General features: G+C 69.8%; 15 protein-coding genes and 4 tRNA genes. 6 read left to right on the top strand and 13 right to left on the bottom strand.

Going from position 1 to position 15,441, the window contains the following annotated elements; genetic code table 11:
• Positions 1–106: 106 nt before the first annotated feature.
• The 4 genes from CURTO8I2_RS05145 to arsC all read left to right on the top strand — a co-directional run bounded on the left by CURTO8I2_RS05145 (position 107) and on the right by arsC (position 3,060).
• On the top strand, positions 107–886 hold the full coding sequence (locus tag CURTO8I2_RS05145) for a hypothetical protein (protein ID WP_159679239.1): 780 nt from the start codon (positions 107–109) through the stop codon (positions 884–886).
• Complete coding sequence (locus tag CURTO8I2_RS05150) at positions 883–1,350, top strand: GNAT family N-acetyltransferase (protein WP_159679241.1); 468 nt, start codon at positions 883–885, stop codon at positions 1,348–1,350. The genes CURTO8I2_RS05145 and CURTO8I2_RS05150 overlap by 4 nt, the downstream gene beginning before the upstream one ends.
• Before the next feature lie 70 nt (positions 1,351–1,420).
• Positions 1,421–2,707 carry a cation:dicarboxylase symporter family transporter gene (locus tag CURTO8I2_RS05155; protein ID WP_159679243.1) on the top strand — a complete coding sequence of 429 codons (1,287 nt, stop codon included), beginning with the start codon at positions 1,421–1,423 and terminating at the stop codon, positions 2,705–2,707.
• Entirely contained in the window at positions 2,704–3,060 is a 357-nt protein-coding gene (gene arsC / locus CURTO8I2_RS05160; protein WP_159679245.1) for an arsenate reductase (glutaredoxin), read from the top strand. Before CURTO8I2_RS05155 ends, arsC begins: the two co-directional genes overlap by 4 nt.
• 21 nt (positions 3,061–3,081) lie before the next feature.
• Here arsC and CURTO8I2_RS05165 read toward each other — a convergent pair whose 3' ends face one another.
• On the bottom strand, positions 3,082–4,713 hold the full coding sequence (locus tag CURTO8I2_RS05165) for an FMN-binding glutamate synthase family protein (RefSeq protein WP_159679247.1): 1,632 nt from the start codon (positions 4,711–4,713) through the stop codon (positions 3,082–3,084).
• A gap of 239 nt (positions 4,714–4,952) precedes the next feature.
• Between CURTO8I2_RS05165 and CURTO8I2_RS05170 the strand changes: the two genes are divergently transcribed.
• Both CURTO8I2_RS05170 and CURTO8I2_RS05175 read left to right on the top strand, forming a co-directional pair.
• On the top strand, positions 4,953–5,204 hold the full coding sequence (locus CURTO8I2_RS05170; protein ID WP_159679249.1) for a hypothetical protein: 252 nt from the start codon (positions 4,953–4,955) through the stop codon (positions 5,202–5,204).
• A complete protein-coding gene (locus CURTO8I2_RS05175; RefSeq protein WP_159679251.1) occupies positions 5,201–5,509 on the top strand; it encodes a hypothetical protein in 309 nt (102 codons plus the stop codon). Before CURTO8I2_RS05170 ends, CURTO8I2_RS05175 begins: the two co-directional genes overlap by 4 nt.
• Before the next feature lie 13 nt (positions 5,510–5,522).
• On the opposite strand, the gene CURTO8I2_RS05180 is transcribed toward CURTO8I2_RS05175, so the two are convergent.
• From CURTO8I2_RS05180 to msbA, 12 genes are all read right to left on the bottom strand, one after another.
• Positions 5,523–6,497 carry a GGDEF domain-containing protein gene (locus tag CURTO8I2_RS05180; protein WP_159679252.1) on the bottom strand — a complete coding sequence of 325 codons (975 nt, stop codon included), beginning with the start codon at positions 6,495–6,497 and terminating at the stop codon, positions 5,523–5,525.
• Positions 6,498–6,675: 178 nt separating this feature from the next.
• Positions 6,676–6,762 (bottom strand) — tRNA-Leu (locus tag CURTO8I2_RS05185).
• Between the two features lie 101 nt (positions 6,763–6,863).
• Positions 6,864–6,939, bottom strand: a tRNA-Gly gene (locus tag CURTO8I2_RS05190).
• A 46-nt stretch (positions 6,940–6,985) separates the two neighbouring features.
• Positions 6,986–7,059, bottom strand: a tRNA-Cys gene (locus CURTO8I2_RS05195).
• Positions 7,060–7,136: 77 nt separating this feature from the next.
• Positions 7,137–7,212: transfer RNA gene (locus tag CURTO8I2_RS05200), tRNA-Gly, on the bottom strand.
• Between the two features lie 36 nt (positions 7,213–7,248).
• On the bottom strand, positions 7,249–7,848 hold the full coding sequence (gene pgsA / locus CURTO8I2_RS05205; RefSeq protein ID WP_159679254.1) for a CDP-diacylglycerol--glycerol-3-phosphate 3-phosphatidyltransferase: 600 nt from the start codon (positions 7,846–7,848) through the stop codon (positions 7,249–7,251).
• An 18-nt stretch (positions 7,849–7,866) separates the two neighbouring features.
• On the bottom strand, positions 7,867–9,789 hold the full coding sequence (gene uvrC / locus CURTO8I2_RS05210; protein WP_159679256.1) for an excinuclease ABC subunit UvrC: 1,923 nt from the start codon (positions 9,787–9,789) through the stop codon (positions 7,867–7,869).
• Positions 9,786–11,213 carry a thioredoxin-like domain-containing protein gene (locus CURTO8I2_RS05215; RefSeq protein ID WP_159679258.1) on the bottom strand — a complete coding sequence of 476 codons (1,428 nt, stop codon included), beginning with the start codon at positions 11,211–11,213 and terminating at the stop codon, positions 9,786–9,788. The genes uvrC and CURTO8I2_RS05215 overlap by 4 nt, the downstream gene beginning before the upstream one ends.
• Positions 11,214–11,220: 7 nt before the next feature.
• Positions 11,221–11,703, bottom strand: coding sequence for a low molecular weight protein-tyrosine-phosphatase (locus CURTO8I2_RS05220; RefSeq protein WP_159679260.1), 483 nt, complete (start codon positions 11,701–11,703; stop codon positions 11,221–11,223).
• Positions 11,700–12,470 carry a 3-deoxy-manno-octulosonate cytidylyltransferase gene (gene kdsB, locus CURTO8I2_RS05225; RefSeq protein ID WP_159679262.1) on the bottom strand — a complete coding sequence of 257 codons (771 nt, stop codon included), beginning with the start codon at positions 12,468–12,470 and terminating at the stop codon, positions 11,700–11,702. Before kdsB ends, CURTO8I2_RS05220 begins: the two co-directional genes overlap by 4 nt.
• Before the next feature lie 200 nt (positions 12,471–12,670).
• Positions 12,671–13,642 carry a tetraacyldisaccharide 4'-kinase gene (lpxK, locus tag CURTO8I2_RS05230; RefSeq protein ID WP_159679264.1) on the bottom strand — a complete coding sequence of 324 codons (972 nt, stop codon included), beginning with the start codon at positions 13,640–13,642 and terminating at the stop codon, positions 12,671–12,673.
• Entirely contained in the window at positions 13,639–15,441 is a 1,803-nt protein-coding gene (msbA, locus tag CURTO8I2_RS05235) for a lipid A export permease/ATP-binding protein MsbA (protein ID WP_159679266.1), read from the bottom strand. Before msbA ends, lpxK begins: the two co-directional genes overlap by 4 nt.

Below are 15,441 nucleotides of genomic sequence, written 5' to 3' on the forward strand. Positions count from 1 at the left end.
GCTCGCGCCCGAACGCCATGGGCAGCGTGTCGCGCCGGCAGGCGCACACCTGCCGCGCGACCGCATCCCGCCGCCTTCCGTCATGACGCCAGAGGACGCTTCCGCCATGCCCCGATTCCGTCGATGCGCCGCAGCCGCCGCGCTGCTGCTCGCCACCCTCCTGCTCGCCGCCTGCGGCACCACGCGATCCCCGGCGGCGGCACCGCTGACAGGCGCGCAGCAGCTCGTCGTGGTGACGTCCGCCGACTGGGACGCGGCGCAGGCGCGGATGCGGCGCTTCGAGCGCGACGGTGATGGCGTGTGGCGCGCGTTGGGTGATGCAGAGCCGGTGATGCTCGGCCGCAGCGGCAGCGGCTGGGGCATCGGCCTGCATCCGGCGCAGACGGGCGCACCGCAGAAACGCGAAGGCGACGGCCGTGCGCCGGCCGGGGTGTTCGCGATCGGCGAAGCGTTCGGCTACGCACCCACCGGTGTCGGCGCGCTGCCGTACCTGCCGATGCAGGCCTCGCACTACTGCATCGACGTGCCGGCCTCGCCGCTCTACAACCGCATCGTCGACGCGCAGGACGTCGGCGCAGCCGCTATGGAAGGTTCCAGCGAACGCATGCGCCTGGACCTGCACAACGACGGCGACGTGCGCTATCGCCAGGGCTTCGTCATCGAGCACAACGGACAAGGCGAAGCCGGCCGCGGCAGCTGCATCTTCGCCCATCTGCTGCGCCGTCCCGACGAGACCACGGCCGGTTGCACCGCGATGTCCGACGCGGCGATGGACACCTTGCTGGGCTGGCTGGATCCCGCGCGCACACCGCGCTTCGTGCTGCTGCCCGAGGTCGAGTACGCACGGCTGCAGGCCGCCTGGCAGCTGCCGGCGCTGTCGCGATGAGCGACGCGACGCCGCTGGTCTCGCGTGTCGCCACACTCGACGATCTGCCCGCGGTGCTCGCGATGATGCGGGCGTTCTACATCGAGGACCGGCTGCACTTCGACGATGTCGCCACACCGCGCGCGGTGTCGGCATTGCTGTCCGATCCGGGCTGCGGCGCGCTGCTGCTGCTCGGCGCCGACGGCACCGAGGGTTACCTGGCGCTGACCCGCGGTTTCAGTCTCGAACAGGGCGGCCATCACGCCCTGCTCGACGAGCTCTATCTCGCACCGGCCGCCCGCGGCCGCGGATTCGGCGCCCAGGCCCTGGCGATCGCACGCGCGACCGCGCACGGCTGGGGCGTGCCGGTCCTGCGGCTGGAAGTGCACCACCACAATCCGCGCGCGAAGGCGCTGTATCTGCGCACGGGATTCGTCGACGGCCACCGCGACACGCTCGCGCTGGACCTGCACACATGCGTCTGATGCAGCGTCGGGCGCGTGGCGATTGCGCCGCATGGCATGCTGCCGCAGTCCTCCGCACCGGCCGCGCGCCATGACCGAAGCTGTGCCCGCACGTCGCACCCTTCCCGCCTCCGTCCGCGTGCTGCTGGCGTTGCTGGCCGGCGCGGTGGTCGGTCTCTCGCTCGCGGCCTGGAACGCCGACACCGCGCTGCGGGTGGCCGAGTTCGCGCAGCCGATCGGCAAGCTCTGGCTCAACGCGCTGCAGATGACCGTCGTGCCCCTGGTCGCCGCGCTCGTCGTGGTCGGCATCAACGGCGCGGCCGATGCCGCGGCCTCGGGGCGCAACGCGCGCCTGGCGATGGCGACCTTCGCGATCCTGCTCGCGGTTTGCGGCACGTTCGCCGCGATCGCCGCACCGGCCCTGCTGGCGCTGGTGCCGCGTGACGAGGCGCTGGTGTCCGCGTTCCGCGCCGCGATCCAGGCGCCGGAGGTGCTGCCGCAGGCACCGAGCTTCGGTCTGTGGATCACCAGCGTGATTCCGAGCAACGCGATCGCCGCCGCGGCCGCCAGCGCGATGCTGCCGCTGGTGGTGTTCTCGATGTTCTTCGCCTTCGCGCTGACCCGGCTCGAGCCCGCCCGCCGCGAGCGCATGCTCGATCTGGTGCGCACGATCGGCGACGCGATGATCGTCGTCGTGCGCTGGGTGCTGTGGGCCGCGCCGGTCGGGGTGTTCGCGCTGGTGCTCGCGGTCTGCGCGCACGTCGGCCTCGGCGTGCTGACCGCACTGGGCTACTACATCGCCTTGCAGTGCGTGCTGTACGTGGCGATCACGTTGCTGATGTACGGCGTCGCGGTGGTCGCCGCCGGCGAGCGGCTGCCGCGCTTCGCCGCGGCGCTGTTGCCGGTGCAGGCGATCGCCGCGAGCACGCAGTCCTCGCTCGCGTCGCTGCCGGTGATGATCGACAGCGCACGCAACCGTCTGGGCTATCCGCTTGCGGTCACCTCGCTGGTGTTGCCGATGGCGGTGTCGCTGTTCCGCATTGCCAGCCCCACGCAGTACCTGAGCGTCGTGGTGTTCATCGCCTGGATGTACGGCGCAGCCTTGGGGCCGGCGCAGCTCGCGATCGCGGTCGGCCTGAGCATCGTCATCAGCATGGGGTCGGTCGGTCTGCCGGGCCAGGTGAGCTTCATGACCAACAACCTGCCGGTGACGCAGGCGATGGGCCTGCCCATCGAACCGCTGGGCGTGCTGCTCGCCGTGGACACCCTGCCCGACGCGTTCGCCACCGTCGCCAACACCACCGCCGACGTCACCGCGACCGCCGTCGTCGCACGCTACAGCGGGGCCGCGGCCGCTGCGGATCCGCCACCGGCATGACCGGCACCTGGACCCTGCTGCACAACCCGCGGTGCTCGAAGTCGCGCGCCGCGCTCGAGTTGCTGCAGACGCGGGGCATCGAGGCCGACGTCGTGCGATATCTCGACACCCCCCTCGATGCCGACATGCTGCGCACGCTGCTGCGCCGCCTCGACCTCGCGCCGCGCGCCCTGCTGCGGACCGGCGAGGCCGCCTATCGCACGCTCGGACTCGACGACGCGGCGCTCGAGGACGCTGCGATCATCGATGCGATGGTCCGCCACCCCGAGCTGATCGAACGCCCGATCCTCGTCCATGGGGAGCGCGCGGTCATCGGACGCCCGACCGAGCGCCTGCTCGCACTGCTCGACTGACCGGCACGCGCCGGCGGCGCGTCAGTGGGTCCGTTTCGCCACGTGCATCGCCGACGCCCGCGCCGGCGGCGCGAAGCTGTCGGCCCGCGCGCTCGGCCAGAACGTCTTGAACACCGCGTGCTCGGGCACGCCGGTCAGCAGTTCGCCCGGCTCCAGGAAGCGGTACAGGGCCGCCAGCGATCGCACCTCGGTCGGCGTGACACGGCGCAGGATGTGCTCGGGCCCGATCTGCATCGGATGCTCCAGCCCGGCCGCGCCGATCATGTCGCGCAGCGCCTTGAGCGTGTTCTGGTGGAAATGGAACACGCGATTGGCCTTGTCCGGCACGTCGAGGAGGCGCCAGCGCGCGGGATCCTGCGTGGCGACGCCGGTCGGACACTGGTCGGTATGGCAGGTGCGCGACTGGATGCAGCCCAGCGAGAACATGAAACCGCGTCCCGCGTTGCACCAGTCCGCGCCCATCGCGAGCGTGCGCGCGATGTCGAAGCCACTGGTGATCTTGCCTGCCGCGGCCACGCGGATGCGGTCGCGCAGGCCGATGCCCACCAGCGTGTTGTGCACCAGCATCAGCGCCTCCTGCAGCGGCAGGCCGACGTGGTTGATGAATTCCGAGGGAGCAGCGCCGGTGCCGCCCTCGGCGCCGTCGACGACGATGAAATCCGGCAGGATGCCGCTGTCGAGCATGGCGCGGGCGATGCCGAACCATTCCCAAGGATGCCCGATCGCCAGCTTGAAGCCCGCCGGCTTGCCGCCCGACAGCGTGCGCATGCGGTCCACGAACTCCAGCAGGCCGAGCGGTGTGGAGAACGTGGTATGCGCGGCCGGCGACTCGCAATCCACGCCGACGGGGATGCCGCGGGTCTCGGCGATTTCCGCCGTGACCTTGGCGCCGGGCAGCATGCCGCCATGGCCGGGCTTGGCGCCTTGCGAGAGTTTCAGTTCGACCATGCGCACCTGCGGGTCCGCGGCATGTCGCGCGAACAGGTCTTCGTCGAAGCGGCCCTTGGCATCGCGGCAGCCGAAATAGCCGGACCCGATTTCCCAGACCAGGTCACCGCCGTGCTCGCGATGGTAGGGCGAAATCGCGCCCTCCCCGGTGTCGTGATAGAAATTGCCGCGCTTCGCGCCGAGGTTCAGCGCACGGATCGCGTTGGCCGACAACGAGCCGAAACTCATCGCCGAAATGTTGAACACGCTGGCCGTGTACGGCTGCGCGCGCTCGTCGCCGACGGGAACCCGGAAATCGAACGACGCAGCGTGCGCAGGCACCAGCGAATGGTTGATCCATTCGTACTGCGTGCCGTACATCGGCAGCTCGCTGCCGAAGGGCACGACGTCGCTGACGTTCTTCGCCCGCTGGTACACCAGCGCCCGCTGCTGGCGCGAGAACGGCACCTCGTCCTGGTCGTCCTCGATGAAGTACTGGCGGATCTCGGGCCGGAATGCTTCCAGCCCATAGCGGAAGTGCGCGGTCAGCGGATAGCTGCGACGCAGGGTCGCGCGCGTCTGCAGCAGGTCGACCGTGCCCAGCACCGACAGTGCGACGAACGGAATCGCTGCGAGCGACCAGCCCAGTGCCTGGTGCAGCACCGCCATGACGATCGAGACCACGGCCAGCGCGACGCAGACTGCGAATGTGAGATAGCGGACCATCGGACTCCCTTTCAACGACAGCCGGCCACGATGCCCGGCCCGCCATCCTCCCCGGACGACTGTGGATTCCAGCGACAGGCCGGTCCGGCCCGTGCTGCACGTTGTCCCCATGGTAGGTAGCGATCTGTCACGGAGCCAGCGGAAACTGAATGTTCCGTTGCAGGCGCCATCGCTTCACGGCGGTTTGGCGCGCCGCTGCCTACTGTCGACTCCGTTCCCACCCGTGTCCTGACGCCCCGATGCCGCTGCCTGCCTACAACCCGGTGATCCTCGCGGAGATGACGCGTGCCGCGCATGCGGATCTGCCGGACGCCGACTGGCACGAGCTCGAGCCGGTGCTGCGCGCGCAATGGGAGCGGATGCCGCGGGCGATCGGTTGGGATACCGCGCGCCCTTCGGCCGCTGCACATTTCCGCAGCTTGCGCGGGCTGCCGGACGCCGCCGAGGTGGTGGGCGTCGACCCGGCCGGTGCACGGCAGGAGCTCACATGATCGCGCCCCGTACCCTCTGGCGTGTACTGGTCCTGCCGGTCTACATCCTGATCACCGGCGCGGTCTTCGCCCTCGCCGTGCGCAATACCGCCGGCTCGATCCTCTCGCCGCTCGCCGCACTTGCGCCCTGGATCTTCGTCGTCGCGGTCGGCCTGGCCCTGCTGTCAATCGCGGGTGCGGCGATGCGCTGGCGCCGCAGGCTGGCGGCCGTACGCCGGGTCCGCGCCGCGCAGGTGCGTGTAGTGGATCATGCCTGGGAAGCGGACGACGCCGACGGCGTCGCGCAGCACGCCGGACGCAGCTGATCGAAGATCTGCCTCAGAGCGGCTCGGCGATGTGGATCGCGTTGCCGCCTGCCCGCTTGGCCTGGTACAGCGACGCGTCCGCACGCGCGAACCAGTCCTGCCAGTCGCGTTCGGCCGACAGCATCGCGCCGCCGACTGCCACGGTGATGCGACCGCCCGGCCCGACGACACGCGACGCGACGGCATCGCGCACCCGCTCCGCCGCGCGCGTCAGCGCCTGCTCCGAATCGAGCGGCAGCAGCATCACGAATTCCTCCCCGCCGAAACGGTAGACCGAATCGCCCTGGCGCAACTCGCCCCGCAGCAGCGCAGCCAGATCGATCAGCACCGCATCGCCCGCGGCGTGGCCGAAGGTGTCGTTGACTGCCTTGAAGCGGTCGATGTCGAGGATCAGCAGGCCTGCCCGGCCGTTCCGGCCGGTCGCGATTGCATGGCGCAGGTCCGCTTCGAGCATGCCGCGATTGGGAATGCGGGTCAGCGGGTCGAGACTCGCCAGCAGTTCGAGTGAGGTGCTGTGGGTGCGCAGGCGCCGCGCGAACACCAGCGAAAACGCGTAGACCAGCGACCAGGTCACCAGGGTGCTGATGTGGTACGGACCGATGTCGCGCCAGAGCAACGTCACCGAAGCGGTCAACAGCAGCGCCGCACCGCTCCAGGTCGCCACGCGCAGGGGCGCGAGGTAGAAATTGGTCATCAGGACGACATAGACCCAGCCGCTGGCGGTCTGCCCGAGCGTCAGGCACGCCAGCATCGCGAAGCCGGAATTGAGCACCGCCATCCACGCCCCCGCGCGCTCGGTCCGCTCCTCGCGCCAGGCCAGCCGCACGACCGCGATCATCGTGAGCACCACGGCGCCGTCGAGTGCCGCGACGCCCCAGTCGCCCCGCGCAAGCCGCCAGACGAGGAAGCTCCCGAGCACGACCGCGGTCACCAACCCCAACAGGGTGATGATGGTCAGGCGGAAGTTGTTCCGGAGTCTGGAGATCATCGTGGTGTCGCCCCTAGCGGCACGCGCCGACCGCGTGCCCGACCCTGCTGCCGACCCGCACGGTGTCTGCGCTGGTCGAACCCTGAACCGGTGCCTTGAACGCGACCGTGAAGAGACGCCGGGCGGCGGGCCGCGCGCACGCACTGCGGAATCGGCCCGTCCATCACGCGGCCGACGATGGTGCCCGGAGCCGGAATCGAACCGGCACGACCTTGCGGCCAACGGATTTTAAGTCCGGTGCGTCTACCAGTTTCGCCATCCGGGCAATTGGATGACAGCGTGCGCCAGCGCGCCGCCGATTGGAACCATCGCGACAGTCGCGACGCCAGATACGAAAAAGCCCCGCATCTGCAGGGCCTTTCGAACTGGAGCGGGAAAAGGGGCTCGAACCCTCGACCTCAACCTTGGCAAGGTTGCGCTCTACCAACTGAGCTATTCCCGCTTGGAACCGAATTGTAACCCGCCTGCCACCTGTGTGGTGCGCCGGCTGGAGGCCTGGGTCGGAATCGAACCGGCGTACACGGATTTGCAATCCGCTGCATAACCACTCTGCCACCAGGCCGGTGACGCCGTGCAGGACGTTTGATCCTGTCGACAAAACGAAACCCCGCATGCAACCCGGGGCGTCGTCTTCGAAACTGGAGCGGGAAAAGGGGCTCGAACCCTCGACCTCAACCTTGGCAAGGTTGCGCTCTACCAACTGAGCTATTCCCGCTTGGGAGGCGAAATTCTACCCGTCGCCGCCGGGGTGTCAATACTTGTTCTTTTCCGCGGCACGCATGATCGGCCATGCCGCGCGCAGATACAGCAGTCCCGACCACAACGTCAGGATCGCCGCGATCGCCAGCAGCCAGTCGCCGATGATGAAGATCTCGCGGCCCAGCCACGGCAGCGGACGCGGTGGCTGGTCGGGTGTCACCGAATACAGCAGGCACAGCAGCGCGACCATCTGCGCAATGGTCTTGATCTTGCCGATCGCCGCGACGCGCACCGTCGCCCGCTGGCCCAGCTCGGCCATCCATTCGCGCAGGGCGGACACCGCGATCTCGCGGCCCACGATCACCGCCGCCCAGAACGCCATCCACGGCGTGGGATGCCCCTGCACGATCAGAAACAGCGCGACGGCCACCATTAGCTTGTCGGCCACCGGATCGAGGAAGGCGCCGAATGCGGAGTACTGGTGGTACTTGCGCGCGATCCAGCCGTCGAGCCAGTCGGTGATCGACGCGAATGCGAACACCAGCGCGGTGGCGAAGTTGGTCCACTGGAACGGCAGATAGAACACCAGCACCAGCACCGGGATCAGCATGATCCGCATCAGCGTGATCCAGGTGGGAATCGTGAATTTCATCGGACGCCTGTGGGGGATTCAGTCGTGTCCGGCGCCTGGGCCGGGGTCGAGCCCGTGTAGGGTCGCATAGATGCGCTGCGCGAGCGCTGCGTTGACGCCTTCGACCTGGGCGATCTGCTCGGCGCCAGCGGCCTTGAGCCCGCCCAGACCACCGAAATGCTTCAGCAGACTGGCACGGCGGCGCGGGCCGATGCCGGGAATGTCTTCGAGCCGGCTGGTCGTGCGCGCCTTCTGACGGCGTCCACGATGCCCGGTGATCGCGAACCGGTGCGCTTCGTCGCGCACCTGCTGCACCAGTTGCAGGCCGGGCGACGCTGCCCCGGGCTTCAGCGCGCGACCGTCCGGCAGCAGCAGGGTTTCATCCCCGGGCTTGCGCGCCTCGCCCTTGGCGACACCGACCAGGCAGATACCGGTGATGCCCAGCGTGTCGAGCACCGTACGCGCCTGCGCGACCTGGCCGGTGCCGCCGTCGATCAGCAGCACGTCGGGCAGGATGCCGGCGCCTTCCGCCGCGGCGGGCACGTCGGTGCCCGCCTCCACAGCCGCGACCTCGGCGGCGCGCGCGTCAGCCGCCTTGCGGAAGCGCCGGGTCAGCGCCTGGTGCATCGCCGCGTAGTCGTCGCCCGGCTCGATGCCGGCGATGTTGTAGCGGCGGTACTGGCCGCGCACGGGGCCGGCCGCATCGAACACCACGCACGAGGCGACCGTCGCCTCACCCATGGTGTGGCTGATGTCGAAACATTCGATGCGCTGCGCGACTGCCGCCAGGCCGAGCATCTCGCGCAACGATTCGGCGCGCGCATTCTGCGCAGCCTGGCTGCTCATTTCCGTCGCCAGTGAGATCTCGGCGTTGCGGCGCGCCAGATCCACATAGCGCGCCCGGTCGCCGCGCACGCTGGTCTTGATGGTCACCCGGCGACCGCCGGATTCGCTGAAGGCCTGCTCGAGCAGGGGCACGTCCTCGATGGCGCGGTCGAGCACGATCTCGCGCGGCGGCGCCTGCTCGGCGTAATGCTGGGACACGAACGCGGCCAGCACCTCGGCCGGATCGTCACTGCCGTTGGTGCGCGGATGGAAGGCGCGCGTGCCGAGGTTACGGCCGTCGCGAAAGGCCAGCAGCAGCACGCAGGCCTGGCTGCCCTGCATCGCGCAGGCGAGGACGTCGAGTTCGGCGACCTTGCCGTCGACGTACTGGCGCGCCTGCATGCTGCGCATGTTGCCGAGCAGGTCGCGCAGGCGCGCGGCATCCTCGAAATCGAGCTTCTCGGCCGCCGCCTCCATGTCGCGCGTGACCTCCTGCGTGAGCTCGTCGCTGCGTCCGTCGAGGAACAGCGACGCGCGCCGCACGGCATCGCCGTAATCCTGCGCCGAGATCATGCCGACGCAGGGCGCGGTGCAGCGTCCGATCTGGTGCTGCAGGCAGGGCCGCGAGCGGTTGCGGAACACGCTGTCCTCGCAGTTGCGCAGCTTGAACAATTTCTGCATCAGGTTCAGCGTTTCGCGGACCGCGGTCACGCCGGGATACGGTCCGAAATAGCGGCCCGGCACGTTGCGCGGCCCGCGGTGCACGGCGATGCGCGGCCAGTCGTCGCGGGTCACCAGCACGTAGGGATAGCTCTTGTCGTCGCGCAACGACACGTTGTAGCGCGGCCTGAGCGACTTGATCAGCTCGTTTTCCAGCAGCAGCGCTTCGGCCTCGCTGCGCGTGACGGTGGTCTCCATGCGCGCGATCTGCGCGATCATCGCCATCGTGCGGGTGACCTTGGGCGTGGCGTTGAAGTAACTCGCCACGCGCTTGCGCAGATCCGCCGCCTTGCCGACATACAGCACGGTGTCGTCGGCCGCGTACATGCGGTAGACGCCCGGTGCGGTGCTGAGTCCAGCGACGAACGCCTTGCCGTCGAATTCCACCCCGCCGCCTGCCTTGCGCGGCCCGGTCATTCGCCTATCGGGATGTGGCGCACGGCGCCGCTGACCGGATCGAGCCGCAGCACCGCGTGCGCATCGGTGTCGGCGATCCACACCGCATCGCTGCCGATCGCCAGTCCCCCGGGGGCGTGCAGTCGCTGCGGCAGCTCGAACGAGGTCAGTTCACCGCCGCCCAGACGCAGCCGGCGCAGGCTGTCGTTGCCGGCATCGGCGATCCACAACACCGGCGCATCGGGTTCGAGCGCGAGCGCCTGTGGATGCTGCAGGCGGGCGTCGGTGCGCGGCCCGTCGACACGGCCGAACTGCCAGGGATCCTGGCCGATCAGCGTCGACACCGCGCCGGTACGCGTATGCACGCTGCGGACGGCGGAGCCGCTGGCGTCGCAGACGTAGAGCGTCTGCTGCACGCAGGCGAGCGAGACCGGCTCGCCGAACGACGCCATCTGGCCGGTGCCGTCCATCACCGCCAGCTTGCCGTTGCCGGCCAGCAATTCGATCGTCGACCGGCCGAGGTCCAGCCGCCAGATGCGGTTGTCGCCCGCGCAGGCGATGTAGAGCCTGTCGCCGACGAGCACGATGTCGCGCGGCTGGTCGAGCGCCACTGCGCGCGGATCGGCGAGTGCACCTTCGCTGGTGATGCCCGGCCGGCCGGCGCCACAGATCGTCGCGATGTCGCCGCTGCGCAGCTCGATGCGACGCACCGCGTGATTGCCGGTGTCGGCCACGTACAGCACGTCCCGCTCGACGTAGATGCCATGCGGACGGGTGAACGCCGCGAGTTCCATCGGCCCGTCGATGAAGCCGGGACTGCCGCTGCCGAACTGGCGCAGCACGCGCCCGCTGGTGTCGCACTCGAGCACACGGTGGTGACCGCTGTCGGCGACGTAGAGAAAATTGCCGGACAGCGCGAGGCCGACCGGGAAGCGCAGCGGCAACGGCGGCTCGCCGCTGCGACGCATGCGGATCGGCTCGACGCTGACCGGGTACGGCGTGAGCTCGGCCGCCAGCGCACTCACGCGCGCGTCGAGCTCGCGGATGCCGCCTTCGCCGACGATGCGCTCGCGCACGCGGCCATCGCCGTCGATCAGCACCACCGTCGGCCAGGCCTCGATGCCGTAGTGCTGCCACAGCGTCCAGTCCGGATCGTGGGCGACGGGAAACTCCACCTGCTGGCGATGCGTGCGCTTGGCGGCGCGGCGCGGCTCGCGCTCGGCGTCGAAGCGCGGCACGTGTACGGCCACCACATTGAGGCGCTCACGGTGCCGCGCGCGCAGATGGCCCAGATCGGCCAGACGCTGCTGCGACCAGGCCGAGGCGAGGTTCACGAACGCGAGCGCGCAGACCTTGCCCCGCAACTGCGCCATGCGCAGCGGGTCGGTCAGGTTCAGCCACTCCAGGCTGGCCGGGAACTCGGGAGCGGTCGCGGCGTCGGTCATGCCCGGATTATGCGCGAACGGCCGGAGCGCCGCGTCGATGCCGCGCGACGATCGTCTGGGCCGCCGCATCGACCAGTTGCCAGACCGATTCGAAGCCCGCCGCGTCGCCGGTATACGGGTCCGGCACGTCGCCGCCGCCCTGCCCGGCCCAGTCCAGGAACAACGCGATTTCGCCGGTGGCACCGGCCGGCCGGCGCTCGCGCACGATGCGCAGGGTGCTGGCGTCAGCGCACAGCAGCACGTCGAAATCGCGGTAGTCGGCATCCTCCAGCGTGCGGGCACGCAGGCCGGCGATGTCGACGCCGTGGCCGGCGGCATTGCGGATCGCGCGCGGATCCGGGAGATCGCCGACGTGCCAGTCGCCGGTGCCGCAGGAGTCGACCTCGAGGGCACCGGCTAGACCTGCGGCCGTGATCCGCGCACGCAGCGCGCCTTCGGCCATCGGCGAGCGGCAGATGTTGCCCAGGCAGACCACCAGCAGGCGGGTCATCCGCCGGACGCCAGGTGCGCCTGCGCGCGGGCCAGGTCTTCCGGTGTGTCCACGCCGGGCGGAAACGGCTCGGCCGCGATGCCCACCGCAACCCGAAATCCGGCTTCCAGCACGCGCAGCTGCTCGAGCATCTCGATCTGTTCCAGCTGCCCCGGCGGCATCGCCGCGAACCGCTTCAGGACGCCGACCCGGTAACCGTAGATGCCGATATGCCGCCACCACGCGCCCTCGGGCATGACCGTTCGGCTGCGCGCGAACGCGTCGCGCGGCCACGGCACCGGGGCGCGACTGAAATACAGCGCATTGCCGTCGGCGCTGCGTACGACCTTCACCGCGTTGGGATCGAGCAGCGTGTCCACATCCTCGACCGGCGCGCACAGCGTGGCGAGATCCACGCCGGGCTGCGCCGCGAGTCCGGCCACCGCGCGGATGCCGGAGACGGGCGCGAAGGGTTCGTCGCCCTGCAGGTTCACCACGACGGTGGTCTCGTCCCACCCGGCCAGGGCGGCGCACTCGGCCAGCCGGTCGGTGCCGGACGGATGGTCGGGCGACGTCATCGCCACCTGCACGGGCGTGCCGGCCAGCGCATCGCGCACGCGGGCGTCGTCGGTCGCCACCCAGACCGCGTCGGCCCCGGCCGCCAGCGCGCGTCGCGCGACGTGCAGCACCAACGGCTCACCGCCGAGGTCTTGCAGGGGCTTGCCCGGCAGCCGGGTGGACGCGTAGCGCGCGGGAATGGCGACGACGAAACGGGTGGATGTGCTCATGCGGGGATTGTCACAGATCGCGGTGTGGGCGGATGTAGGGCGTCGCACGACCCCAGCGCCGCGACTAACACGTCGGAGAGCAAGAGCAAAGCGGCACACCTCACATCAGAGGCTGCACGCGAGCAACGTGTCGCGAGCGTCGGCCCTCACCCATTTCCCAAGGGCGAGGGATTCAAGACGCGCGCGCAGCCAGCGCTCGATCAGCGCAACTTCGCAAGCCGGTCCATCAGCGCGATCCAGAAGGCCTCGGGCAGGTCGCCCGAAACCGGCACGCTGTAATGCCGTTCGCCGGCGAAACGCATGCACTTCACCGCGTCCTTTTCGGTCATGAGCACCGGCAGGTCGCTGCCGAAACGCAGGTCGTCGGCGGTGTAGCGGTGGTGGTCGGCGAACGCGTGGGGAACGACCGCGATGCCGTGGCTGCGCAGCGTCGCGAAGAAGCGTTCGGGATCGCCGATGCCCGCGACCGCATGCACGCGCTGTCCGGAGAAACGTGACAAGGGCAGCGGGCGCCCGCCGACCAGCGGCAACGCCTGGCCGGTCACCAGCCGCATCGGCCACTCGCCGAAGCCGGCTTCGACATCGCTCGCGCTGCCGGTGTTGAGCACGCGGAAATCGACATCGGCGCTGCGGCTCGCCGACTCCCGCATGGGACCGGCGGGCATCAGCAGTCCATTTCCGTAGCGACGCGCGCCGTCGATGACTTCGACCTCGACGTCGCGGCGCAGGCGATGGTGCTGCAGGCCGTCGTCGCAGACGACGATGTCGCAGCCCGCCGCGATCAGCGCCTTGGCTGCGGCGACGCGATCGGCGTCGACGCGCACCTTCGCGCCGGTACGCGCGGCGATCAGCACCGGCTCGTCACCGGCCAGTTTCGGATCCGTCACCGGCTCGACCCAGCGCGGCGTGCCCGCCTGGTCGCGGCCATAGCCGCGACTGGCGACACCCGGCGTCCAGCCCGCGGCCTGCAGGCGCGCCACGACCGCGATCGCCAGCGGGGTCTTGCCGCTGCCACCGGCGATCAGGTTGCCGATCACCAGCACGGGCTTCGACACCTTGCGCGGCCGGACGAACCTCAGCCGTAGGCGAGAGGCCGCGCCGTAGACCCTGGCCAGCACACGGGCGTGCAGCGGCGGACGACTCCCGTCGAACCAGTACCGCGGTGCCTTCATCCAGCGTCGCCTTCACGGAACTGCATGCGATGCAGGCGCGCATACAGACCGTCGCGCTCGAGCAGCTGCTGGTGGGTGCCGTGCTCGACGAGTCGGCCGTGGTCGAGCACCAGCACCTGGTCGGCGTGTTCGATCGTCGAGAGGCGATGCGCGATGACCAGCGTCGTGCGATCGGGCATCAGGTGTTCCAGCGCGTCCTGTACCAGGCGCTCGGACTCGGTGTCGAGCGCGGCGGTGGCTTCGTCGAGGATCAGGATCGGCGCGTCCTTGAGCATCGCGCGTGCGATCGCCAGGCGCTGGCGCTGGCCGCCCGACAGGCGACCGCCCCGGCTGCCGATGCCGCTCTCGAGCTGCTTGGGCAGCTTCTCGATGAACTCCAGCGCGTTGGCGCCGCGGATCGCCGCGTCCAGCGCGTCGGGCGAGACGCCGGCCATCTCGCCATAGGCGATGTTGGCCGCCACGGTGTCGTCGAACAGCATCACCTGCTGGCCGACCAGCGCGATCTGGCGACGCACGTCGGACAGCCTGTAGTCGTCGATCGGATGGCCGTCGAGCAGGATCTCGCCTTGCGCCTGCGCGTAGAAGCGCGGAATCAGCTTGATCAATGTCGACTTGCCGCTGCCCGAGCGGCCGACGATCGCGGTCACCGTGCCCGGCCTGGCGACGAAGCTGACGTCCTCCAGCGCCGGCGCGTTCTGGCCCGGATACCGCGCGCCGACGTTGCGGAACTCGATCTCGCCACGCGCGCGCGCCAGCGGACGGGTGCCGGTGTCGCGCTCGTCGTCGGCATCGAGAATCTCAAACAGGCGCTCGGCCGAGGCCACACCCCGCTGCAGCATGTTCTGCACGTTGGTCAGCTGCTTGAGCGCCGGGATGATCGCCATCATCGCGATCATCAGTGCGACGAAGCCACCGGCGGTCAGGCGGCCCTGCGATGCCTCGTAGCCGGCGATGACGATCAGCAGCGCCAGGCCCACCGAGCCCATCAGCTGCACGACGGCGGACGAGATCGCACGCGTCGCCTCGACCTTGAGGTTCAGGCGCATGTGGTGGTTGGCCACCGCGAGATAGCGCGCGTTCTCCGCTGCCTGCGCGCCGTAGATCTTCACTTCCTGCTGGTTGCTCAACGACTGGTCGGCCGCCTGCAGCAGCAGCGCCGAACTGTCCTGGATGTTGTGGCTGACGCGGCGGTAGCGGCGCGCGACCTTGCCCATGATCCACGACAGTGGCGGCGCGATGACCAGGATCGTCAGCGTCACCTGCCAGCTGGTCCACAGCATCACGACCAGCGAGGCGATGATCTGCAGCGACTGCTGGATCATCACCTTGGCCGCATCCACCGCGGCCTGCGAGACCTGGTCGGAATCCGAGCCCAGGCGCACCAGCATCGACGGCACCGGCTCCGCATCGAAGCGCATGCCCGGCAGACGCAGATATTTGCCCAGCACGCGCACGCGCAGATCGCGGGCGATGCCGCGGCCGGCCTTGGCCATGTTGTAGTCGGCCAGATAGCCGGCGATGCCGCGCATCACGAACAGGCCGACGATCGCCGCCGGCAACCAGAGATTGACGCCCGCGTTCTCGCCGACGAAGGTCTCGTCGATGATCGGTTCCATCATCTTGGTGAAGGCGCCGCCCGCGGCCGCTTCGATCAGCATGCCGACCAGTGCGACCGACAGCAGGCCGCGGTAGTCGGCGGAGAACTGCAGCAGCCGGCGATAGACCGGCCACGCACGATCGGCGCGCGCGGGGCCCGGCGTCGGCGCGTCGGGCTGCGCCCTGTCCGCAACGGTACTCAT

Source organism: Luteimonas sp. 9C, from assembly GCF_902506295.1.
In the GTDB taxonomy this organism is placed as follows: Bacteria; Pseudomonadota; Gammaproteobacteria; order Xanthomonadales; family Xanthomonadaceae; genus Luteimonas.